Genomic DNA, 26026 nt, shown 5'->3' with positions numbered 1-26026 from the left:
CTGAACATACATACAAAAAGCTCTTCTTGTATCTTATCTACTTAATTTACTAATAGCTATGATACGTAACTTTGCGAATACAGCAAACAGCTCTTAACCCCTATTTCCTTAATTCTTAAATAGTAACTAATTTGCAAAATATTTGCTATAACTTAATAGCTAAACCAACAAAAATAATCATTAAAGAGCGCAAAAATCATAAATGCGCAAACAATAAATAGATCTATATGGAAAATAACTTCCTGAATTTTAGCTGGTACTGGCTTTCCAACAATAACTTCAATAATATAAAGTAATAAGTGTCCGCCATCAAGCGGAGAAATCGGAAAAAGGTTAATGAGATCAATACTAACCAAAAAAAAGCTGCAAAATTCAAAAGAGAAAAAACCTTTTCATTAATTTGCCAAGCAATTTTAATAGTCTTCGAAGGATCACTTAATTGACAAAGATTTCCTTGTCCTTTTATTAAACGGCCAATAAAAAACGTTCGCGTGACAATCAGTGTTGTACGCTCTAATGCTTCTTCCATTGCTTCCAAGAAATTATAGTGAATATATTTCTTATAAGTTTGATCTAAACGCGTGGAGTTACCTGGATCAACAGGTACACCCACACCAATCATGCCAACCCGAACTTGATTGCCAAATCCATCATCTTTTTCTGTCACTATCGATGTAATCACCGTACTAAACACTCTTCCCATGCACTCCATTTTAAATTTTATGCGATCTCCACTATGAAAAGTCACATATGTTACTAAATTTTCAAAACTTTTAACTCTTTTACCATTCATTTCAATAAAACGATCGCCTAATATCAAACCTGCCTGAACAGCAGGAGAATCTTTTTCCAAAGAACCAACTCCAAGCTCAATGGTTACGCGCCCATGAGAAAAGAAAAAAACGTTAAATAATAATACTAAAAAGAATATTGAATAAAGGACCAGCAAAAACGGTAGAAGCCCTTTTCAAGCACGAACGCCAGCAAATCAACCATGCATCAACGATGATGATTCTGGCGACAGCATACTGATCCCATCCTGATCATTGATAAATTTTACATATCCTTCAAAAAGAATTAATCCTAAACACCACCGTGTGCCATGTTTGTTTGTATAATTCAGTATAGATGGTCCGAATCCAAGCGAGAAACGATGTTTTAATACCGCACTATCGTCCAACAAGATAATGTCCTATCTCGTGAACAAAAATAATAACCATAATGATAAAGACAATACCAAAGTCTCTCCAAAGTGCCTCAACTCCACTAAGGATATGATTTAAAAATTCCAAAACATTGCCCCCACTAAATCATATAAAAGAAATTAAAAGGTGTATTCAGACCAGACATAAAAGAACTGATTAAATAAAGCATAAAAGCAGCACCAACTAACCCATCCATACGATCCATGAACCCACCATGTCCAGGTAAAAAATAACCAGAATCTTTAACAGAAAATCGCCTCTTCAACCACGATTGGCCTAAATCACTAATTTGTGAAATAATTGATATAATTAAAGCCAATAATGGTACAATAATAGTTATTTGGCCCATGTCAAAAACAAAAAAGACAACAAATACACCACCAGAAACTCCAACTAGGGTACCACCTATAGCTCCGGACCATGTTTTATTAGGAGAAAATTTTGGTGCTAATTTAGGGCCACCAAACGCGCGACCAATAAAATACGCGGCAATATCTGTTCCCCATACTATCATAAATAAAAAAATAACCATCCGAAGCCCTAATATCTCATAACCTCGTAAAAAAGACAAAGATACAACAGGCAAAGATGCGTAAAGAAAACCACACAAAACCCAGCCAATATTTTTGAAGAGTCCAACACTACCCAAAAATACTGCTAAAGCTATCAAAATACCAAAAATTAACAGAGCGGATGTGCCTAATAATAAGAATATACAAAAAACAAAATAAAAAACACCTGCCAATATTTTTTGTAAAAAGCTCCATTTATCTTTAGTGATCGTAATCCACTCATATAGGATAAAACCTCCAATTCCCCATATAAATAAGAAAAATAAAGCTCCTCCAAACCATGTTAAGCATAAAGTAATAGTGCCAAAAACAAAAGCTGTAAGAATGCGCAAAAAAAGGTTAGACAAAGTTATATCTCCAAACATAACCAAAAAGGCAAAAACTAATTGCAAAAACAAAATCTGCTATACACTGTTTTTACAGTTATACCTCTGTAACTTTATTTAGACTTATCACAACAATCCAATAATTAATTATTGTCACTCCAAAGGTTTATTCAATCAAAATGTAACTCAAAACATTATGAAATATAATGATCAGACTCTGTGGCTTACTATAAAAGTAAGCTCAAAATGCTATTTACCGTTTATATTAACAATGCAATCAAGATTTAGCATTTTTATATCTAAATATTTTTTATTACCGAAAAATACTCACGATTATTCAGAAGATAAAAAATCATTGCACGAAGCAAAAGTTGCTCAACTGGTTAATTATACCCTTTATAATTAAATAAAATGATAAGTTAAAGTGCCATTACAAGACATCATATCTTTACATCTACTAACGCTGCTGAAATAACCTCAGGATACCTGATGATTGCCAATAGAACAAATATGAATTTCCTTACTGTACAGTTTAACAAAAAACTTTAAAAATCTTTTTAATTAACTAAATCTCATTAAATATTTTTTAAAAGGAAAAAGTACTGATCAATCCAAACTAGTCTTTCTCGTATAATACACAGTATAATGCAAAATAATATACCTTATATTAATAAAGAAATTATACACTAAATTGCACGGTCCTAATTCATAATCAGACGAGACAACGTAGATACAACACCTTTTTTAAGGATAAAAAAATCTTAAACCTGCATAATTTCGGTTTCTTTCATAATTAAAATTTTATCAATGTCAGCAATAGCGTCATCTGTGAGTTTTTGAACTTTTTCAGATAAACTACGAACCTCATCTTGGCTAATTTCGCCTTCTTTTTCTAATTTTTTTAAATTATCCATACCATCACGACGAACATGGCGAGTGGCAACACGAGCCTGCTCTGCATATTGATGCGCGATTTTTACCAACTCTTTACGGCGTTCTTCATTCAATTCAGGCAAAGGAATACGTAAATTCATACCATCAGCAATGGGATTTAAACCAAAACCACAATCACGAATAGCACGCTCCACAGCTCCTACCATCGTTTTATCCCATACAGAAACTGAAAGCATCCGCGGCTCTGGAACAGAAATATTTGCTACCTGTTTTATAGGGACAACAGAACCATAAGCTTCAACAGTCAATGGCTCCAACAAGCTAGCCGATGCTCGCCCAGTCCTCAAACCACTTAACTCGTGTTTAAAAGCCGAAATAGAACCATCCATCCGACGTTTCAGATCATTCATAATTGATGTAACACTCATAGTACTGCCTCCTTTAATTATGTTCTGAAATTATCTTTATTGTGATACTACTGTAAACCGCCCTGTCCCATTTAACACCTTAGCCAGACCACCTTTTTCATGAATGGAATATACAATAATCGGTATATTATTTTCACGTGCTAAAGTTACTGCTGTCGTATCCATAATAGACAATCCTAATCGTAAAATTTCAACATGCGTTAGTTGATTAAAACGTTTAGCGGTAGAATTTATCTTTGGATCAGCAGAATAAATACCGTCTACTTGTGTTCCTTTCAATAAAACATCCGCACAAATTTCTGCTGCCCGTAAAGTAGCAGCAGAATCAGTAGTAAAAAATGGATTACCTGTACCACCTGCAAAAATAACAACTTTTCCTTGTTCCATATAGCTCATTGCCTTACGCTGAGAAAAACTTTCGCATATTTGTGGCATGGCAATTGCAGAGAGTACAACCGTTTCAATACCTAGCTTCGTCAATGATGTTCGCAACGCCAGAGAATTGATAGCTGTTGCAAGCATTCCCATATGATCACCAGTTACACGGTCGCCACCACGCGAAGCAACAGCAACCCCACGAAAAATATTACCACCACCTATTACAATAGCGACTTCCACACCCATTTTTCGCACGTCAGCAATATCAGAAGCAATACGGTCTGCAACTGAAACATCAATTCCAAAACTTTGTTCTCCCATAAGTGCTTCACCAGATACTTTTAACAAAACACGTTTATATCGAAGAGCTAATGTCATATATAATCTCCCAAAAAGCACATTACTTTTTTGTTTTCGATACACTAAGGGCACCACATTGTCACGTGATGCCCTTCAGACAATTATATTTTTTATTTAGAATGCAGTTTGAAATTTCTGCTAAATGATCGAAAAAACTATTAACCCTTTGCGACAGCTGCAACTTCTGCAGCAAAATCGACCTCTTCCTTTTCTACGCCTTCACCCAACGCAAAGCGAATAAAACCTGTGATTTTTGCTGGAGCTCCAATCATTTTTTCTGCATCTTTCAAAGAAGCCTCAACAGTAACATCAGGGTTCAGAACAAAAGCCTGAGAAAACAGAACAACCTCTTCGTAAAATTTACGTATGCGACCCTCTACCATTTTCTCAACAATATCTTCAGGCTTTCCTGACTGACGCGCCTGATCTGAAAAAATTGCTTTTTCACGCTCGATAATACTGGCATCAACATCCGCTACTGTTAAAGCTAATGGATTAGTTGCAGCAATATGCATCGCAATTTTGCGAGCAAAATCAACCGCAACTTCCTTATCTCCTGTCGTTTCAATACCAACCAAAACTCCAAGTTTTCCAAGACCATCCGCAACACCATTATGAATATAAGTAGCAACAGCACCATTTTGAACAGATAACTTAGCTGAGCGACGAAATGTCATATTCTCGCCAATTGTACTAATTGCATCCTTAATTGCTTCTTCTACTGTTTTCTCAGAACCTGGATAAATAGATGTAGAAACAGATTCAACACTGCCTTCTGTATCTAAAGCAGCGGTTGCTACATTTCGTACAATTGTTTGAAATGCATCGTTGCGCGCAACAAAATCTGTTTCAGAGTTAACTTCAACCACAACAGCACTTAAACCTTTAGATGCAATACCAACTAATCCCTCAGCTGCTGTACGTCCAGCCTTTTTATCTGCCTTGGCGATGCCTTTTTTGCGAAGCCAGTCAACCGCAGCCTTTATATCACCATTGGTTTCCATTAAAGCTACTTTGCAATCCATCATACCAGCGCCCGATAATTCTCGAAGTTCTTTTACTTGTGCAGCAGTAATGATCATATTTTCCTCTTTAATTCTATAACAGAGAAAACGCGCATGGAAAAAACTCCTATGCACATTCACATTTTTTCTTTAGAAAATTATGCCTCAACAGGCACTTTTAAATTACTTAGTTAGAAACCGGAATCGTATCTTCTGAAATAAGATCCGCAGCAGATGTATCAACTGCTACATCTTCCAAAACTGGTTCTATAGGAGCATCAGCCTGAGCACCTAAATCAACTCCCATTGCACCTTTCTGACGCGCAATACCATCAAGAGCCGCACGTGCGAAAAGATCACAATAAAGAGAAATCGCGCGCGAAGCATCGTCGTTACCCGGAATCGGATAGTCAACACCATCAGGATCACAATTAGTATCAATAATAGCTACGACTGGAATACCTAGGCGCTTTGCTTCTTGGATAGCAATATTTTCTTTATTTGTATCAATGATAAACATAAGATCTGGAGTAGATCCCATATCTTTAATACCACCAAGTGCACGATTCAATTTTTCGCGATCACGCTCAAGATTTAAACGCTCTTTCTTGGTAAAACCCTGTGCTTCAGCAGCAAGAATTTTATCAAACTTACGCAAACGGTGTATTGAATTAGAAATCGTTTTCCAATTCGTTAGCATACCACCCAACCAACGTGCATTAACATGATATTGTGCTGAACGGTTAGCCGCGTCAGCAATAATATCAGATGCCTGCCGCTTAGTACCAACAAATAGAACACGGCCACCACGAGCAACTGTATCTGAAACAAGCTTAAGCGCTTGATACAAAAGCGGAACAGTTTGAGAAAGATCAATAATATGAATGTTGTTGCGCTGGCCATAAATATAAGGCGCCATCTTCGGATTCCAGCGCTGTGTCTGATGGCCAAAATGCACACCCGCCTCTAAAAGCTGGCGCATAGTAAAATCTGGTAATGCCACTATCTTATCCTTTCCGGTGTAACCTCCGCGAAAAAAGTAAGAAAACCCTACTACCGGCGGATATTTACCTAATATTGCAGTAAACACCCAAATTTCGCGTGCGAGATTGAAGTACTGTACTAATATTTGATTTTTTTTCAAGTCATTTTCTACATATCATTCAATGTTCGCAACTCTCCGAATCTTTTTCATCATTGAGCAACTCAAAACTTACCAAATCTGCACGCATTGAAAATTCCCCATAATTTATAGATAAATCGCGCATGATGCCAGTTTCACTTAAAAAAAAGTTCATATGATAGGTGGGTAAACCACCTTTATTTTTTTCATCATCATAATAAGAAATTTGCACAGGCCAATAGTCCTCTCGATCTAATTTTTCCATTTTAGAATCAGATAGCAGCGCCTGCTTTTCTCCAATAATCACGCTCTTTTTTATAATTTTATTTGCATTACCTGTTCCATCAAATACAGTTGCTTGATACAGATTATGGTTTGCCTTTGCTTTCCGAATAATAGTTTTGAGATACATGGTTGGAAAATCAGCTAATGGAAGTTTATAAACATCTTCTTTTGGTTTTCTCAGTTTAACCACGATTCCGTCATCAGTACGCTCAGCTATCCCTTGAATATTATGTGTAACCTCTTGTCCTACGTTATCATTAACTTCAAAATGAAACTCACGACCATCACTTGTTTCATAGCTAACTATTTGCTGATCTATTGCACGTTCTTGCATATTTTTAGTATACATACGATTTATAAATCGAGAACGTATCTTATAACCCTTACATTCTGAACCTGTTAATTCATGAACTAACCTCCCAGACATCCCCAATGCTTTCATCTCACTAGGAACATCGTCAAGTTTGAAATCATAAATAATTCGGTGAGGTCTCAAAACAACAGCCTCTTCAGCTCTCGCAGAAAATAGGAAAGCAACATGTAAACCTAAAATAAATAACAATCTAACCATTTTAAACTCCAGCTATTCTATCGCATGTAATTGTATCAAAAGATAAAAATGCATATCTTGGAAATAACAACACACTTCCTTAAATCAGAAAATAAGTTATGAAAGAGTGTATTATAGAATAACTATGGAGTTAAAATATGACGAACTTAATCGGAAAGCTGTCTAAAAGAAGCAATGTCATCCATTGCAAATTACACAACAGTATCACCAAAGTGGTAAACAGTTTTTTGTCTTTGGCTAGCTACCACTTACCAACAGGAATCCCTATAGCAATTGGAAAAGTTGGCGCAACTGTTAGTGTTGAACAAGCAAAAAAAATCAGTTGAGGTATGCGCTCTTAATATTCTCGCATAAATGAAATTATTCCTTGGTAACTTAAATAAAATAGAACATATAGTAAAAATTACCGTTTTTATTGCTGTAGATCCTAAGTTTACTAACATTCCTCTTGTTGCTAATGGAACTTCTGTTTTATGAATTAAAGTTCTTGGTGAAGCTGGTAAACACGTGTATTCTGCTATTGGTGTTACTTCTCTTTCTATGGGAACTCCGGTAAAAGTAGAAGCCATTATAAAGATCTAACTTTTCATAAAAATACCCACATAATGCGAATACTGAATGTTAAAAGTATCGTTTTGAAAAAATACTGTTAAAAGGAACGGTTCTATGAAACAAGTTTATGATAGCAATAATATTTTTGCTCAATTGATTCGCAATGAAATCCCTTCTGTTCGTGTCTATGAAGATGATGACGTTATTGCATTTATGGATATCATGCCTCAAGCACCAGGCCATACGCTGGTGATTCCTAGAAAAGGCTCCAGAAATTTATTGGATGCAGATACTGAAACATTATCCTCCGTTATTAAAGTTGTTCAAAAAATCGCCAACGCTGTCAAAAAAGCCTTTCAAGCAGATGGCGTAACGGTTATGCAATTTAATGAAGCGGCTAGCCAACAAACCGTTTATCATCTCCACTTCCATGTTATACCACGTATGAAAGGAGTAGAGCTCGAATCCCATAATAACGTTATAACTCCCACGGAGATACTCGAAGAGCAGGCACAAAAAATCCGAGCGACTTTTTAGAATATTTTATGTTGCAAAGCTTTTTTGCTTATACGTTGTTTTGTAGCCCCTAACGAAGTTTTAAGGGTTTTGCCACTTTTTGAACATATAGAAGATAAAATTTCTAACTGTAGTGTCTCTCTCCCTTCATTTATCTTGTTTGTGAATATACGAACCATGCCACCATTGCGTAACTTTCCGAATAAAATTTCATCAGCTAATGGCTTCTTAATATGTTCTTGTATGACACGGCTCAGTGGACGTGCACCCATTTGAGCGTTGTACCCTTTATTAGCAAGCCATATCATCGCAGAAGTACTGAGTTCAAAGGTAACTCCTCGATCAATCAGTTGCGCCTCAAGCTGAAAAATAAACTTCTGCACAATTTGACTAATGACTAACTGAGATAGAGGTGTAAATGGAATAACTGCGTCTAACCGGTTACGAAATTCTGGTGTAAATAATCGATTAATAGCCTCTATATCATCACCATCGCGATGCACCGAACCAAACCCAATTGCTGACTTTTCCATATCCGCAGAGCCAGCATTGGTTGTCATAATCAAAATTATATTGCGAAAATCAATTTTTTTTCCGTTGCTGTCTGTTAATTTGTCGTAATCCATCACTTGCAATAAAATACTAAACAACTCTGGATGAGCTTTTTCAATTTCATCTAACAACACAACGGCATGAGGCTTTTGATCAACCGCATCTGTAAGAAGACCACCTTGATCAAATCCTACATAACCTGGAGGAGCTCCTATCAAACGTGCAACCGTATGCCTCTCCATATATTCCGACATATCAAAACGTAAAAGTTCAATACCTAAAGAAGATGCGAGTTGCTTTGCAACTTCAGTTTTTCCAACACCTGTTGGACCTGAAAATAAGTAATTCCCTACTGGCTTTTCTGGTTCACGCAATCCTGCTCGTGCTAATTTAATTGATGATACTAATGCTGTAATTGCTTGATCCTGTCCATAAACAACATGTTTCAGCTCTTTTTCAAGATTATTAAGCAATTTCCTCTCATCTCTAGAAACTGTTTTTGATGGAACTCTTGCTATAGCCGCAATGGTAGATTCAATTTCTTTGACGCCTATACTTTTTTTTCTCTGCTTCTTCGGTAAAAGCATCTGTGCCGCACCACTTTCATCGACAACATCAATCGCTTTATCTGGTAACCGACGATCCGCTATATAACGTGAGGATAATTCTACAGATGCCCTCATCGCCTCATCAGTATATTTAATTTGATGAAAATCTTCAAAATAAGGTTTCAATCCCTGCAAAATCTTAATTGCATCAGCAACAGATGGCTCATTAACATCAATTTTCTGAAAACGACGTTCCAAAGCTCGATCTTGTTCAAAAATTTTACGATATTCCCTATAAGTCGTTGATCCAATACACCGAATATCACCTGAAGATAACCCAGGTTTTAAAAGATTTGCTGCATCCATATTGCTTCCTGATGTAGCCCCTGCTCCAATCAATGTATGAATTTCATCAATAAATAAAACAGCGTCTGGATATTGTTCAAGCTCTTGAACAACCTGCTTCAACCGCTCTTCAAAATCACCACGATAGCGTGTTCCAGCAACCAACCCTCCCATATCAAGAGAAAATATTGTTGCATTTGACAAAACTTCAGGAATTTGCCCATCAATAATACGTTTAGCCAGCCCTTCAACGATAGCCGTTTTTCCAACACCAGGATCACCAACCAAAAGCGGATTATTTTTTGATCTTCGACATAAAATTTGAATCATTCGTGAAATTTCTGTGTCACGACCAATTAATGAATCAATGTTGCCACTGCGTGCTTTGCAATTCAAATTCACACAATAAGTAGAAAGCGCGCTTGGTACTTTTTCGTTATTTTCTAAAGCCTGTTGATCTAGATGTTCTTCAAGATCTTCAAGCAGAAGAGACAACCCATCATCACGAACAATACCATGTGAAATAAAACGTACAGCATCATAACGTGTCATGCCTATCTCTTGAAGAAAATACACTGCATGACTTTCACGTTCAGAAAAAATTGCAACAAGGACATTTGCTCCTGAAACCTCATCTTTTCCTGCTGATTGTGCATGAATAACTGCACGTTGAATAACACGCTGAAAAAACACCGTTGGTTTTGTATCCTGGTCTGCTCTAATTTGTGCATCTAATTCTGACTGAATATAATTGACTAAGCGCTCCCGTAATTCTTCTACATTTACCTGACAAGCGCAAATAACTGAACTTGCATCAGCATCATCCAGTAAAGCAAGTAGAAGATGTTCTAATGTAGCATATTCATGCTGCGCTTGAGTAGCAATTGTTAATGCACGATGCAAAACTTCTTCAAGACTGGGTGTAAAAGACGGCATAACCCCTCACTTTGCTTCTATTACACATTGTAATGGGTGCTCATTTTGACGTGCACACTCCATAACTTGCACAACTTTCATTTCAGCCACTTCATAGGTATAAGTACCACATTCACCTATTCCACTATGATGAATATTTAACATAATACGTGTTGCTTCTTCGAAATTTTTCTTAAAAAAATTCTTTAAAATAAACACAACAAAATCCATGGGGGTATAATCATCATCCAGCAATAAAACGCGATATAATTTAGGCTTTTGAAGTTTTTGTCTAACTTGAGGCATAATAATGAAGCTATGCTTCCCCTTATTCCTACTTTTGTTTTTTCATGCTGCATTGGCATAGAGCATAAAATTCACAATTAATATCATCATGATTTTCCATAGAATATAACCTGACCATTAATTTAAAATCCTTTCATAACCATTACAATAGCTGATTTGTACTATAGGATGAAAAAATTTTTCCTTATGGGACATATTAATTCTAATGTAGCAACTAAAAAATATTCTTATAAACAAATTAGTAATCCCATTCATCTAAAATGCGTCCCAATAAGCTGTCATAGAAAAATCTTAACAAAAATTTTAAGGCAAATAACGTGTATATAAACAATAAAAAAATTGCGCAATTCTATAAAAAAATAGCAATTTTTCTTGTTATTTTTGTAGCTTCTTACTCTTGGGTAGAAGCTGCTCCTAAAGGTGTTCACGCCGATAAATATGCAGCTATCGTTATAGATGCAAATACAGGAAAAACCTTGTTTCAAACCAATGCAACTATGAAAAGATATCCGGCTTCCTTAACAAAAATGATGACATTGTACATGCTCTTTGAAGCCATGCAAGTACGTCGCGTAGCACCAAACACGCCTATCCCTATATCAGCTTATGCATCAACACGACCACCAACAAAAATTGGCTTTAAAACAGGCCAAACAATTCCTGCAGAAGCAGCTGCTAAAGCTCTTATTACAAAATCAGCTAATGATGTAGCAGCAGCTATTGGTGAATATCTTGGAGGAAGCGAACAAAAATTCGCTCAAATGATGACAGTTAAAGCCCGCCAATTAGGCATGATAAATACTAATTTTGCAAATGCTTCAGGCCTCCCAGATACGCGTAACTACTCTACAGCTCAGGATTTAGCTATTTTGTCATTAGCTTTACGCGAACATTTTCCGCAACAATATAAACTTTTTAAAATAAAAAATTTCATTTTTCACGGACAAACAATTAATAGCCACAATAAATTAGTCCAAACAATGAAAGGTGTTGATGGCATTAAAACAGGATACACACAAATGTCAGGTTCTAATTTAGCAACATCGATGCGCTTAGGAGGACGTTCTATCGTTGCCGTCGTGATGGGAGGGAAATCATCCGTCGAACGTGATATCCATATGGCTAATTTACTAAATACATATCTACCAAAAGCAAGTCCTGTAAAAACTGACAAACGCTTGATAGCGGCTGCTACATACCATAACTTACCAACTGGCGCAAAAGCTCCTATACCTGTTGCAAAAGCAAATCAAAGCAATTTGGAAAACGATATTTCTTCCCTTTTGACAGCGCTTGCAGCAGAGCCTAATGACTTCAATACAGCAATAACTGCTGTTAATCAGGCAATTATACCAACTCCAAATCCTCACAAAGATACATCTATTAAAATTGAAAAAATCATAACAGCTTCTTTATCAACAAATAGTGGATGGGCTATTCAAATTGGTTCTCTTCCCAGTAAAAAACAAGCAAACTCTATACTTATAAAAGCGAAAAACGCCGCTCCTGAAAATTTACGAAATGTATCCTCACACATGCAATTATTTGAAAAAAACGGACAGCGTCATTATCGTGCACGATTTGTTGGTTTTCAATCAAAAAAAGCTGCATTTGATACTTGTTCTGCTCTAAAGAGAGAAAAATTTAATTGTTATACCGTAGCATATTAAAAATTCTAAAATCTACGTGAGAGGCACACTATATGAGATATAATACTCACTCTATATCTTTTAAAAAAGAAAAACTGTTAAAGCAATCGTCATTCCTTTCTTTACACCTTCTTCATGATGCTGCAACTAAATTTGCGCATTTTAAATATACCCCAACTATACTTAGTACATATTCTCTTGTTAACCTTCTGATTTGTCAAACAAATCGAAACTATCGCTCCGCTATCCCTCCTGTACGTATCCATTTACGAGTAGCAAGCCAAACAGGTAATGTACCTGTTAAACTTCGTTTAGGAGCAACAAATAACTGATTCTCAACATAAGAAAGCATTTTATTCATAAAATATCTGCTTATTCTCTATTATTTTAAAGAAACTTTAATACATAAATAAATTTTCTCATCTTAAATCTGCAAAGATTACGTTGTCATGGGTTTATTTCAACACATACCGTTAACATTTCAATCTTACTATCTTTAAAGAATATCTAAAAAAATATTGAATATCTTTTGAAATTCTAGACAAAATGAAATCTGTTGAAAGCTCTTTTACCGTTACTGTTAATGCTTTAAAAGCTTTTTGCCTTCGTATATTTCTTTACCCCATTAAACAGCCACACTGCATAATACAACCTATATATTCTACATGTTGTTGGACACACTCATTAAACCTATGCTTCTTTAAGCGTGCAAAATAATTCTCCTTCACTAAAAAGCTAAATATACAATTTTCAGGTTAAAGTGTTTACTATCATATAACTCAACAAGAGATAGCACTGAATGCAAAACCATCTTAGCTTGTTTCTTTATAGCGCTCACTCATATCACGCCCCGTTTAACACATCGTCTCAGCACAAACATCATTACCATGCAAAGCGAACGATGAAATCGTTACGGCCTTAAGCTCCCATAGTATTGGGCTCAATACAAGGAACCTGTCAAGGCCTGCAACTTCACCTTGATAACCAACTTCCACACTAGAGATAGAAACGTTACGTTTAATGATACCATACCAATAGCTGCTGTCGTTAGTAAAAAATTATATATCCCTTCTCGATCTGAATCATCATTAAATTGCAAGCAATAACGTAAAACAGCTGGAATAACACCAGATACACCATTTGTTGACGCAGTTACAATACGACCACACCCGTGGCATTTTCTTCATTGATCGCCATAACATATATAGAAAACCAATCATTTGTCTCAAATGGATAGTGATGATTTTTTTCTGATCCTCTAAAAGCTTATCGTACAACTTTCTAGCGCGTCTTGGAATATGGATCCACCCAGTAACTTACCTTCTCGTGAAAGCCCCCTATTAATACAATCCATCATATCAAGTGCAGTATTAAAAGCAACACGATCCATTTTAGTCTCTTCATCTATACGTTTCATTGCAGCAATTGAAAGACCTGAATTTTCTGCCATCAATAACATTTTTCCTGCTGGATCAAAAGAATATGGCACCTTAGATATTTCAAGTTTTGTATTACAACTTAGATCACCCAATTCATCTTCAGCTATAGCAAAACCACCACCAATGGAATAATAAACCCTCCTTAAGAGAACATTATTATCAACATCAAGTCCTTCAAAGGCAATGCCATTAGTATGTCCAGGTAAAACTGTTTTCTGTTCAAAAATAAGATCATTTTGCCAATTAAAGTGATAAGAAGGATACCTTCTGGCTGCACCTTTTTCACATTTAACTTTTTCTACCATCAAATCTATATAATCAAAATCAACTGTAAAAGATTCCCCTCCTAACAGCCTTAGTGCACAATAGCTCTATTTGTAGAATAATTGACTCCTGTGAAAGCTAATGAACCATGAAGATAAACACGAATACAAGAAATTTTAATATGCAATGGCCAAGAAGATACTACAGAAGTGATCTCTTACAAAAACATGCAGCCTTCATAGACCCCATTGTATGTGAGCTGGAAGGACCAATACCAACTTTTAAAATATCAAAAACAGACAAAAATATCAGCCCCCAAACCAAAGATGAATCTAAAAAATAAATTTTTTTTCTACTTAAAATCAAACGGTAAGATAAACTAAAAAAATAATAGCAACAAATATGAGTGTTGCACGCCTTGCTACAACCCAACAGCTTTTCTCTATAGTATTTTCCATACTCAATTGAGGAACCAACTCATTGTTAAAATAATCATTATTTTGATATAATCAATTTAGTAAAATAAGTGTTAACATGCAACATCAAAATAAAATGAACACAATAAACTCACACTGAGATATTTTTACAATTCTCAAGCGTTTAAAAACTTATGCTTTAATGCGCTCAAATGCTCTATTATCATGATTGAACAAAACGAACAAAATTCTCAATTGGCTCACGTTCAGTTTCGAAATTGTTTTCTGGAGCGCTCGTATCACGATAACCAAGTGCCATACCACAGATAATCTGGCGCTCAGGAGGCACAGATAAAATCATATGAATTTTCTGATGGTAATCAGCAAAAGAAGCCTGAGGACATGTATCCAATCCAAATCCTCGTGCTGCTAACATAACTGTCTGCATAAACATACCCAGATCAAGCCAACTCCCCATTTCCATATCTCGATCCATGGTAAACAAAAGTCCAACAGGTGCACCAAAAAATAAAAAATTGCGCGCTTGTTGACGAAGCATTTTTTCATTCTCATTTTTTTGGATTCCAAGACTCTTATAAAGATCTAAACCAATCTTTCTACGTCGAGAAAGATAAGGTTCTCGCCACTGACGTGGATAATAATGATATTCACGCTCTCCTTTTACACCTGATAGTGCAAGTTGTGAAAGCTCTTGTCCTAACTGTTGCAATGCCTCTCCCACCACAACAATTACCTGCCAAGGCTGCAAATTCGTTCCTGATGGTGCTCGTGCTGCAAGTTTTAAAATTTTCTCAACTGTTTCCTGTTCAACAGGTCGATCAGTAAAAGCCCGAATTGACTTTCGTGACAAGATAGATTGAAAAATATCAGTGGTACAATTCATCATTTTTTGCTGTCTCCTTACAAAAACAATAAACTTCAATGTTATTTACTCAAGTAAAGAAAATTTGCTGTAATCAATAATTGTAAAAGAGAACCCAATATAACTATTAAAACAAGCTACCCTCGATCCAAAAATTTGATCTTGTACGTATTACGTAGCTCCAATAAATTTTGGATATTTACCATTTCGATAAACCTCATGAATATAATCAACGACAAGAATTCTTTAAAATTATAATCACCTTATAGTTTTTATAATCATATTTATTTTATGAAAAAACTTCTATTTATTCCTGCATTCTAAAACTCAAAACGCCTGAATGAAATTCAGGCGTTTCCACATTTTTTTCTAACATCTATTAAAATTATTCAGCAGCCGCATTCGCCATCATATCTGTCAATATAGCTTTAGGTATTCCATCATTGCTAGATTTGCGCTGTTCATCTACAATCAAATCATCACGAACAGTAGCAATACGACGAATTTGAGCAATTGTACCACCTGTACCCGCGGGAATAAGTCTACCGACGATGACATTTTCTTTAAGCCCTTGTAAAGTATCAATTTTTCCAGAAACCGCTGCTTCAGTAAGAACCCGAGTTGTCTCCTGAAATGACGCAGCTGAAATAAAGGATGGTGTCTGAAGAGATGCTTTTGTAATTCCAAGAAGTATAGGAGTACCAGAAGCAGGTTTTTTACCTTCTGCAATCAAATGATCATTAATTTCGTCCAATTCAATGCGATCAACATTGTCACCTGGAATATAATCAGAATCTCCTGATTCAGTAATTTCAACCTTTTGCAACATTTGACGAACAATGACTTCGATATGTTTATCATTAATCAAAACACCCTGCAAACGATAAATTTCCTGAATTTCATTAACCAGATAAGATGCCAAAGCTTCAACACCTTTAATTGCCAAAATATCATGAGGTGCTGGATTACCATCTAGGATATAATCACCTTTTTCAATTTGATCACCCTCTTGCAGATGGAACAACTTACCTTTTGGGATCAAATATTCTACTGGCTCAAGTGTCTCATCATCAGGCTCAATGATAATACGACGCTTATTCTTGTAACCACGCCCAAACCGAACCGTACCACTAATTTCAGAAATGATAGCATGATCTTTTGGACGCCGTGCTTCAAAAAGCTCAGCTACACGCGGCAAACCACCTGTAATATCTTTTGTCTTGGCACTTTCCATTGGTAAGCGTGCGATAACATCACCTGCCTTAACATGCGAACCAGGTTCAACAGAAAGAATAGTTTCCACTGACATCACATAACGGGCTTCTCCTCCTTTGTGCAATTTAGCAATATTCTTACCTTGTTTATCTGAGTGAATAATCATTGCTGGTTTTAGATCAGCACCACGTGGGTTAACACGCCAATCGATCACCTGACGTTTCGTGATTCCTGTCGATTCATCAGTTGTTTCAGTAACTGATAAACCATCAACCATATCTTCAAACCCTACATAACCATCAACTTCAGTTAGAATCGGACGAGTGTAAGGATCCCACTCAGCTATACGCTGACCACGTTTAATAATATCACCATCATCAACAAAGAGACGCGCACCATAATTAATACGGTGCACAGCACGTTCTTTACCGTTTTCATCTTTGATAAGAACAGCCATATTGCGTCCCATCACAACCAAATGCCCTTCAGAATTGCGAACAACATTACGATTACGAAGTTCTACTATACCTTCATAAGAGGATTCAAAATAAGATGAGTCAACAACCTGCGCTGTTCCACCTAAGTGGAAAGTACGCATAGTAAGCTGTGTTCCTGGTTCACCAATCGACTGAGCTGCAATAACACCAACCGCCTCACCTTGATTAACCAGTGTTCCACGTGCCAAATCACGACCATAACATTTAGCGCAAACACCAAGACGCGTCTCACATGTCAAAGCAGAACGGATCTGAACTGATTGAATTCCAGCCTCTTCAATTTTAAGAACATCAGCTTCCTCAATCATTATCCCTCCTTCAACAATGACTTCACCAGAAACTGGATGCAAAATATCAAGAAGTGCTATACGACCAAGAATTCTCTGACCAAGTGATGCAACAATTTGTCCTGCATCAATAATTGGCTGCATGGTAAGCCCCTTAACAGTACCACAATCAACTGCCGAAATAATAGCATCCTGTGCAACGTCAACAAGACGCCGTGTTAAATAACCTGAGTTAGCAGTTTTCAACGCAGTGTCAGCAAGCCCCTTACGCGCACCATGAGTTGAGTTAAAATACTCATTAACAGTCAGACCTTCTTTAAAATTAGAAATAATTGGTGTTTCGATAATTTCACCTGATGGTTTTGCCATCAATCCACGCATACCAGCTAACTGTCTCATCTGATTAGCAGAACCACGCGCACCAGAATGAGACATCATATAAATCGAATTCATTTTCTGCTGACGACCCGTTTTAGGATCAAATTTAACAGCTTGAATACCCTTCATCATTTCATCTGCAATACGATCAGTGCATTTACCCCACGCATCAACAACCTTATTATACTTTTCACCTTGTGTAATTAAACCGTCATCATATTGCTGTTCATATTCTTTAGCTAAAGCTTCCGTTTCTGCGACCAAACGTGACTTACTCTCAGGAATAACCATATCGTCTTTACCAAATGAAATCCCAGCACGACATGCATGAGAAAAACCAAGCTGCATAATACGATCACAGAAAACAACAGTTTCTTTTTGCCCACAATGCCGATAAACTTGATCAATTATCTTAGAAAGATTCTTTTTGGTCATCTCCTGATTGACAATATCAAACGAAATATTTGGATTTTTTGGCAATAATTCACCAATAATTAAACGACCAGGCGTCGTATCGTAGAGTTGAGCAACTTCTTTTCCATCTTTATCAATATTTTTAAAACGACCTTTAATTTTCGTATGAAGAGTTACGACTTTATTTTCTAAAGCGTGATATAGCTCACCCATATCAGCGAAAGCCATCCCCTCCCCTGGTTCCTTTTCAGAAACAATCGAAAGATAGTAAAGACCAAGAACCATGTCTTGCGATGGAACAATAATTGGCGCACCATTGGCTGGATGAAGAATGTTATTAGTCGACATCATCAAAACACGAGCTTCTAGCTGTGCTTCAAGAGAAAGCGGAACATGAACCGCCATCTGATCACCATCAAAATCTGCATTAAAAGCAGTACAGACGAGTGGATGAAGTTGTATTGCTTTTCCCTCAATCAACACAGGCTCAAAAGCCTGGATCCCCAAACGGTGAAGTGTCGGCGCACGATTAAGCAAAACAGGATGTTCACGAATAACTTCATCCAAAATATCCCAAACTTCTGGATGTTCTTTTTCAACAAGCTTCTTTGCCTGCTTCACAGTAGATGAATAGCCCTTTGCATCAAGTCGCGCATAAATAAATGGCTTGAACAACTCAAGAGCCATCTTTTTCGGAAGACCGCATTGGTGCAACTTTAATTCAGGCCCCGTCACGATAACAGAACGACCTGAATAATCAACACGCTTCCCAAGTAAGTTCTGACGGAAACGCCCTTGTTTACCCTTCAGCATATCTGAAAGTGACTTTAACGGGCGCTTATTTGCCCCTGTAATCACGCGGCCACGGCGGCCATTATCAAATAACGCATCAACAGCTTCCTGCACCATACGCTTTTCATTACGCACAATAATTCCAGGAGCACGCAATTCAATAAGCCGCTTCAAACGATTATTACGGTTTATAACACGTCGGTAGAGGTCATTTAAATCCGATGTTGCAAAACGTCCACCATCAAGCGGAACCAATGGACGCAAATCCGGTGGAATAACCGGAATTGTTTTCATAATCATCCATTCCGGTTTATTACCAGATTCAAGAAAATTTTCAACAATCTTAAGCCGCTTAATGAGCTTTTTTTGTTTTAACTCTGAAGTCGTTTTCGCTAATTCAGCACGCAAATCATTCGCAATTTTATCTAACTCCATCCCAGAAAGAAGATCATAAATAGCTTCAGCACCAATCATCGCCGTGAACTGATCTTCTCCAAATTCATCAATAGCAAGCATATATTCTTCTTCAGAAAGAAGCTGGTGTAGCTTAAGAGATGTTAACCCGGGTTCTGTGACAATATAATTTTCAAAATACAGAATCCTTTCAATATCCTTTAAAGTTAAATCTAAAAGAGTAGATATGCGACCTGGTAGTGATTTAAGAAACCAAATATGAGCAACTGGTGCTGCAAGCTCAATATGCCCCATGCGCTCACGGCGTACTCGCGAAAGAGTAACTTCTACACCACATTTTTCACAAATAATGCCTTTGTATTTCATACGTTTATATTTGCCACAAAGACATTCATAGTCTTTAATAGGGCCAAATATACGTGCACAAAAAAGACCATCGCGCTCTGGTTTAAACGTACGATAATTAATAGTTTCTGGCTTTTTGATCTCACCATACGACCAGGACAGAATATTCTCAGGACTCGCAATCGATATACGAATAGAGTCAAATGTCTGTACCAGTGCTTGAGGATTGAAAAGATTCATAACCTCGTGGTTCATTCCGTTCTCCTTTGAAGATTCTTAAGCTCTTCCTTCTCTCACAGCTTTACTAGAAATTCATTTCTACTGCAAAATCGTCTATATTATTATCTTTTAAAAACCTCTTTATTAAAGTTCTTAAGATAATTAGAGTGCATAATTCTCAGTACGTTCTTATAATTAATTTTCTACCACTTCAGACAATGCTTGTTGCGCCATAAATTCACGTGCATCATCAAGCTTTACATTCAAACCAAGTGAACGCATTTCTTTGATCAGAACGTTAAAGCTTTCAGGTATACTTGCTTCAAAAGTATCATCACCACGAACAATCGCTTCATAAACTTTTGTACGACCTGCCACGTCATCTGATTTAACTGTCAGCATCTCTTGCAAAGTATATGCAGCACCGTAAGCCTCAAGAGCCCAAACTTCCATTTCACCAAAACGCTGACCACCAAATTGCGCTTTACCACCTAATGGCTGCTGCGTAACAAGTGAATAAGGTCCTATTGAACGTGCATGAATCTTATCATCAACAAGATGATGCAATTTAAGCATATAGATATAACCTACCGTCACCTGACGATCAAAAGGCTCTCCAGTACGACCATCATAAAGGGTAACCTGCCCAGAACTATCTAAACCAGAATCTTCTAACATTGCATTAATATCAGCTTCATGTGCTCCATCAAAAACAGGCGTTGCAATTGAAACACCCTTTCTCATCTGATGTGCCAATTTAAGAAGACTTTCATTATCATACTGACGTACTGGCTCATTACGATCATTATTAGGAATGAGATTTTCAATACGCTGACGCAGAGGAAGTATATCCCCAGTTTCTTGATAAAAGTCTATCAAATCTCCAATCTTTTTTCCCATGCCTGCGCATGCCCAACCAAGATGGGTTTCAAGAATTTGACCAACATTCATACGGCTAGGAACACCTAGTGGATTCAATACAATATCAGCATGGGTTCCATCCTCAAGAAATGGCATATCTTCCACTGGAAGAATACGCGACACGACCCCCTTATTACCGTGACGTCCTGCCATTTTATCACCAGGTTGAATTTTGCGCTTCACAGCCACAAAAACTTTTACCATTTTCATGACGCCTGGAGGCATTTCATCGCCTCGTTGAACTTTTTCAACTTTATCCATAAAGCGACGTTGCAACGCCTCTTTCGACTCATCATATTGATTGCACAAAGCTTCAATTTTACTTTGAACCTTTTCATCATCAACAGCAAACTGCCACCATTGTGACCGTGGATAATTATTCAGCACTGTGCTATCAATTTTTTGGTCTTTTTCAAACCCTTTCGGACCTCTTATTGCACTTTTATCCTTTAACATATCTGCAAGACGCGTATAAACGTTTCTATCAAGAATCGACTGCTCATCATCTCTATCTTTAGCTAAACGCTCAATTTCTTCACGTTCAATTTCCATTGTGCGTTCATCTTTTTCCACACCATGACGGTTAAAAACACGAACCTCTACAACAGTCCCAAAAGTTCCTGGAGGCATTCGCATAGAAGTATCACGAACATCTGAGGCTTTTTCACCAAAAATTGCACGCAAAAGCTTTTCTTCTGGTGTCATTGGACTTTCGCCTTTTGGGGTAATTTTACCAACCAAAACATCACCAGGTTGAACTTCAGCACCAATATAGACAATACCAGCTTCATCAAGATTCCTTAATGCCTCTTCTGCAACATTAGGAATATCACGAGTAATCTCTTCTGGCCCAAGTTTTGTATCGCGTGCAGCAACCTCAAATTCTTCAATATGAATCGAAGTAAATACATCATCAGCAACGATACGCTCAGAAAGCAAAATAGAGTCTTCGTAATTGTACCCATTCCAAGGCATAAATGCTACAAGAACATTCCGCCCAAGAGCTAAATCACCAAGATCAGTTGATGGACCATCAGCAATGATATCACCCTTTTCTATCCGGTCACCAACATGTACAAGAGGACGCTGATTAATACATGTAGATTGATTGGAACGCTGAAATTTTTGCAAGCGATAAATATCAACACCAGACTTTGAAGGATCTAAATCTTCTGTTGCACGAATAACAATACGTGTTGCATCAACTTGATCAACAATACCACCACGTTTTGCACTAACAGCAGCACCTGAATCACGAGCCACTATTGCTTCCATACCTGTACCAACAAATGGTGCTTCAGAACGAATTAATGGAACCGCTTGACGTTGCATGTTTGATCCCATTAACGCACGATTCGCATCATCATTTTCCAAAAATGGAATAAGAGAAGCAGCTACAGAAACCAACTGTTTTGGTGAAACATCCATTAAATCTATGTGATCACGTGGCACCATCAAAACTTCACCTGCATGACGACAAACTACAAACTCTTCTGTGAAACGTCCTTCTGAATCTAGTGAAGAATTGGCCTGAGCTACATAATGTTTTGCTTCTTCCATAGCAGAAAAATAAACAACCTCAGTTGTTACTTTACCATCAGTAATTTTGCGATATGGGCTTTCAATGAAACCATATTTATTAACTCGCGCAAAAGTTGCTAAAGAATTAATCAACCCAATATTTGGACCTTCAGGTGTTTCAATAGGACAAATACGACCATAATGTGTAGGATGCACATCACGCACTTCAAAACCTGCACGCTCACGAGTTAAACCACCTGGTCCAAGAGCAGAAAGACGACGTTTATGAGTAATTTCTGATAATGGATTAGTTTGATCCATAAACTGCGATAATTGCGAAGATCCAAAAAATTCACGAACAGCTGCTGCAGCTGGTTTCGCATTAATCAAATCTTGTGGCATAACAGTATCAATTTCAACTGAAGACATGCGCTCCTTTATGGCACGCTCCATGCGAAGCAAGCCAACTCGATATTGATTTTCCATCAATTCCCCAACTGATCGAACACGACGATTACCAAGATTGTCAATATCATCAATTTCACCACGGCCATCGCGCAATTCAACCAACATCTTAACAACGCCAATAATATCTTCTTGACGCAAAACACGAACCGTATCAGGGCAATCAAACCCCATACGCAAATTCATCTTAACACGACCAACAGCCGAAAGATCATAACGCTCGGAATCAAAAAATAACGAATGGAACATAGCTTCCGCTGTATCCATTGTTGGTGGTTCTCCTGGACGCATCACCCGATAAATATCAAATAACGCATCTTGCTGACTTTCATTTTTATCTACTTTTAAAGTATTGCGGATATATGCTCCAACGCTCATGTGATCAATATCAAGAATATTGATTTGATCAGCACCAACATCAAATAAAATTTTTAATACTTTTTCATCAATTTCATCACCAGCTTCAAGATAAATCTCACCTGTTTCATAATTAACGATATCATCTGCTAAATAAGATCCTAACAATTCATCTTCACTGACTTTAATTGCTTTTAGCCCCTTTTCTACTAAAAGCTTTGCAGTACGAGTTGTTAGCTTTTTACCTACCTCAGCAACAACCTCTCCACTCTCTGCATCAATAAGATCAGAAACTAATTTTACTCCCTTAAAACGATCCACTGAATAAGGAATACGCCACCCATTTTCAACCCGCTCATAAGTAACTTTATTATAAAAGGTTGACAAAATATCTGATGCATCCATCCCCAATGCCATCAGAAAGCTCGTAACCGGAATCTTTCGTCTCCGATCAATACGAGCATAAACGATATCTTTCGCATCAAATTCAATATCTAACCAAGAACCACGATAGGGAATTACACGGGCTGCAAAAAGAAACTTTCCTGATGAATGAGATTTTCCTTTATCATGATCAAAAAACACACCAGGAGAACGATGCATCTGCGAAACAATAACACGCTCTGTACCGTTAATGATAAAAGTACCATTACTCGTCATTAAAGGCATATCGCCCATATAGACACCTTGCTCTTTGATATCCTTAATATCTTTAGAACCGGTATCTTCATCAACATCAAATACGATTAAGCGTAATATCACCTTTAATGGTGCTGCATAAGTTAGATCGCGCTGACGACATTCTTCAACATCAAACTTTGGTGCATCAAATTCGTAACGAACAAACTCGAGCATAGCTGTACCGGAAAAATCCGAAATAGGAAATACCGATTTAAAAACAGCTTGCAGGCCTTCATCTGGACGCCCACCTTTCGGCTCTTTAATCATGAGAAATTGATCATATGACGCTTTTTGAACCTCTATAAGATTCGGCATTTCTGCAACTTCAGGAATCTTACCAAAAAATTTGCGTATGCGCTTACGACCATTGAATTGAGACATCATTGCCAAAGTCTGAGCCATTGTCGCTCCTCGATTTTCACTATTCAAAGTAGACTAAACCTTAAAAGCTTTACGTTATTAGTCTGCACATACAGACCCGTTTATTTAATGCCCTGTCAAAATAGGCACTATTTTTAATTCTATACACTTCAACCAAGTTTTATCACTTGGTCTAATTGCTAAAATTCTCACAGATACAACTCATCTCCTTATAGCTATAAACTGTTAGGAAATGGCTGAAACAATTAAACTCCTTTAACGAAAAAGAGAAATCAGCAGACATAAGACATACATGTCTGCCGATAAAAAATTATTTAAGTTCAATTTTAGCACCAGCTGCTTCAAGTTGAGCTTTAATTTTTTCTGCCTCATCTTTAGAAACACCCTCTTTAATCGGCTTAGGTGCTCCTTCAACCAAGTCTTTTGCCTCTTTAAGACCAAGACCAGTAAGAGCTCGAACTTCTTTAATAACATTTATCTTCTGAGTGCCACCATCAACAAGAACAACATCAAATTCTGTCTTTTCTTCAATAGCTGGAGCAGCAGCACCACTGCTAACAGCAGCAACTGCTACAGAAGCAGCAGCAGATACTCCCCATTTTTCTTCAAGTAATTTTGAAAGCTCAGCAGCTTCCAAAACAGTAAGGTTAGAAAGGTCTTCTACGATCTTTGCTAGATCAGCCATGTTTTAATTCCTTAAGTTAAAAGATTTGAATTATTATTTAAACTTATCCAAAAAACAGAAAATCCCAAAGCCATTTCGTAAAATAAATTACGAACATAAGCTTCAAGCAGCCTCCCCCTTTTGAGCATATGCACCAATTACACGTGCAACCTGACCAGCAGGTGCTTTGATAACTTGAACAACACGAGTTGCAGGTGTAGAAATCATACCCACAAGCTTTGCCCGCAATTCGTTCAGTGAAGGCAATGAAGCCAAAGACTTCACAGCATCAACACTCAAACTTACTGCCCCCATCGAACCACCAAGGATAACCAATTTATCATTGGTTTTCGCAAAATCAACAGCAACTTTTGGTGCTACAATTGGATCTTTTGAATAAGCAATAAGTGTTTGCCCGGTGAATAAATCTACCATCGATTCAGATTGCGTACCCTGAAGAGCAATTTTAGCAAGAGTGTTTTTGGCAATTTTAACAGCACCACCAGCTTCATCTATTTTTGAACGAAGATCACTTATCTGTGCAACTGTTAAACCAGAATAATGTGCAACAACAACAGAACCAGACTCCTGAAAAATCCCGTTAAGCCATGTGACAAATTCACGTTTTTCTGCTCTATTCACTGTCTTTCTCCATTTAACAAGTTTACTTAAAAAACAAACCTGTTCATTACCTTTAACAGCATAAAGTTTTATACCATCGATGAGGATCCTGTCCCCTTCTTCACGCACAAACGATCAAAGGTAACCCTGACTCAAATCCCTTTAGTTCCTTAACCCTAAAAGTTCTTACCTCAGTCTCATGCAGGCTTTCTTTGATTAAGATACCCAAAGTATCACCTACAATCTCGGACAGGACATTCCGAAATTTCTTTCGGCATGACCCGAGCTTAATAAAGCTCAGATAAGTAGATGTCAGAAAAAAC

At 37.2% G+C, this 26026-nt stretch carries 15 protein-coding genes and 4 pseudogenes; 4 read left to right on the top strand and 15 right to left on the bottom strand.

The window, feature by feature from the left end; translation table 11 throughout:
* Window positions 1–152: 152 nt before the first annotated feature.
* The 7 genes and pseudogenes from H710_RS03380 to H710_RS03350 form a co-directional block, all read right to left on the bottom strand.
* Window positions 153–1292, bottom strand: a pseudogene (locus H710_RS03380) (M50 family metallopeptidase).
* Window positions 1293–1305: 13 nt separating this feature from the next.
* Window positions 1306–2124 carry a phosphatidate cytidylyltransferase gene (locus tag H710_RS03375; RefSeq protein ID WP_041849507.1) on the bottom strand — a complete coding sequence of 273 codons (819 nt, stop codon included), beginning with the start codon at window positions 2122–2124 and terminating at the stop codon, window positions 1306–1308.
* Window positions 2125–2864: 740 nt separating this feature from the next.
* A complete protein-coding gene (frr, locus tag H710_RS03370; protein ID WP_041849437.1) occupies window positions 2865–3425 on the bottom strand; it encodes a ribosome recycling factor in 561 nt (186 codons plus the stop codon).
* A gap of 36 nt (window positions 3426–3461) precedes the next feature.
* Window positions 3462–4181: a UMP kinase gene (pyrH, locus tag H710_RS03365; protein ID WP_041849436.1), complete on the bottom strand. Its 720-nt coding sequence runs from the start codon at window positions 4179–4181 to the stop codon at window positions 3462–3464.
* A 140-nt stretch (window positions 4182–4321) separates the two neighbouring features.
* On the bottom strand, window positions 4322–5245 hold the full coding sequence (gene tsf / locus H710_RS03360) for a translation elongation factor Ts (RefSeq protein ID WP_041849435.1): 924 nt from the start codon (window positions 5243–5245) through the stop codon (window positions 4322–4324).
* Window positions 5246–5354: 109 nt separating this feature from the next.
* Window positions 5355–6170: a 30S ribosomal protein S2 gene (gene rpsB / locus H710_RS03355; protein ID WP_041849434.1), complete on the bottom strand. Its 816-nt coding sequence runs from the start codon at window positions 6168–6170 to the stop codon at window positions 5355–5357.
* Between the two features lie 160 nt (window positions 6171–6330).
* The gene (locus tag H710_RS03350; protein ID WP_041849433.1) at window positions 6331–7146 is read right to left on the bottom strand and encodes an EipB family protein; all 816 of its coding nucleotides are present in this window, start codon (window positions 7144–7146) and stop codon (window positions 6331–6333) included.
* A 174-nt stretch (window positions 7147–7320) separates the two neighbouring features.
* Here H710_RS03350 and H710_RS06070 point away from each other — a divergent pair.
* Window positions 7321–7728: pseudogene (locus tag H710_RS06070) on the top strand (RidA family protein).
* A gap of 84 nt (window positions 7729–7812) precedes the next feature.
* Window positions 7813–8235, top strand: coding sequence for an HIT family protein (locus H710_RS03340; RefSeq protein ID WP_041849431.1), 423 nt, complete (start codon window positions 7813–7815; stop codon window positions 8233–8235).
* Here the strand turns inward: H710_RS03340 and clpA are convergent.
* Both clpA and clpS read right to left on the bottom strand, forming a co-directional pair.
* Window positions 8232–10595 carry an ATP-dependent Clp protease ATP-binding subunit ClpA gene (gene clpA, locus H710_RS03335; protein ID WP_041849430.1) on the bottom strand — a complete coding sequence of 788 codons (2364 nt, stop codon included), beginning with the start codon at window positions 10593–10595 and terminating at the stop codon, window positions 8232–8234. The genes H710_RS03340 and clpA overlap by 4 nt on opposite strands.
* 6 nt (window positions 10596–10601) lie before the next feature.
* A pseudogene (gene clpS, locus H710_RS03330) lies at window positions 10602–10889 on the bottom strand (ATP-dependent Clp protease adapter ClpS); the annotation flags it as partial.
* 308 nt (window positions 10890–11197) lie between these two features.
* Between clpS and H710_RS03325 the strand changes: the two are divergent.
* A complete protein-coding gene (locus tag H710_RS03325; protein WP_041849428.1) occupies window positions 11198–12550 on the top strand; it encodes a D-alanyl-D-alanine carboxypeptidase in 1353 nt (450 codons plus the stop codon).
* Window positions 12551–12582: 32 nt separating this feature from the next.
* Window positions 12583–12861 (top strand): hypothetical protein, encoded by a 279-nt coding sequence (locus H710_RS06360; protein WP_080772755.1) that lies wholly within the window; start codon window positions 12583–12585, stop codon window positions 12859–12861.
* Between the two features lie 480 nt (window positions 12862–13341).
* Here the strand turns inward: H710_RS06360 and H710_RS06465 are convergent.
* The 6 genes and pseudogenes from H710_RS06465 to rplJ all read right to left on the bottom strand — a co-directional run bounded on the left by H710_RS06465 (window position 13342) and on the right by rplJ (window position 25724).
* Window positions 13342–14541 (bottom strand): annotated as a pseudogene (locus H710_RS06465) (serine dehydratase beta chain).
* A 330-nt stretch (window positions 14542–14871) separates the two neighbouring features.
* On the bottom strand, window positions 14872–15555 hold the full coding sequence (locus H710_RS03315; protein WP_041849427.1) for a nitroreductase: 684 nt from the start codon (window positions 15553–15555) through the stop codon (window positions 14872–14874).
* A gap of 361 nt (window positions 15556–15916) precedes the next feature.
* Window positions 15917–20128, bottom strand: coding sequence for a DNA-directed RNA polymerase subunit beta' (gene rpoC, locus H710_RS03310; protein WP_041849426.1), 4212 nt, complete (start codon window positions 20126–20128; stop codon window positions 15917–15919).
* Between the two features lie 159 nt (window positions 20129–20287).
* On the bottom strand, window positions 20288–24439 hold the full coding sequence (gene rpoB, locus H710_RS03305) for a DNA-directed RNA polymerase subunit beta (protein ID WP_041849425.1): 4152 nt from the start codon (window positions 24437–24439) through the stop codon (window positions 20288–20290).
* Between the two features lie 289 nt (window positions 24440–24728).
* Window positions 24729–25103, bottom strand: a complete 375-nt coding sequence (gene rplL, locus H710_RS03300; protein ID WP_041849424.1) for a 50S ribosomal protein L7/L12 — start codon at window positions 25101–25103, stop codon at window positions 24729–24731.
* 102 nt (window positions 25104–25205) lie between these two features.
* Window positions 25206–25724: a 50S ribosomal protein L10 gene (gene rplJ, locus H710_RS03295; protein ID WP_041849506.1), complete on the bottom strand. Its 519-nt coding sequence runs from the start codon at window positions 25722–25724 to the stop codon at window positions 25206–25208.
* Window positions 25725–26026 lie beyond the last annotated feature (302 nt).

The organism is Bartonella bacilliformis Ver097 (assembly GCF_000709795.1).
Classification (GTDB): domain Bacteria; phylum Pseudomonadota; class Alphaproteobacteria; order Rhizobiales; family Rhizobiaceae; genus Bartonella; species Bartonella bacilliformis_A.
The sequence above is the reverse complement of the archived record's forward strand: the minus strand, read 5'-3'. Positions and strand labels throughout refer to the sequence as shown.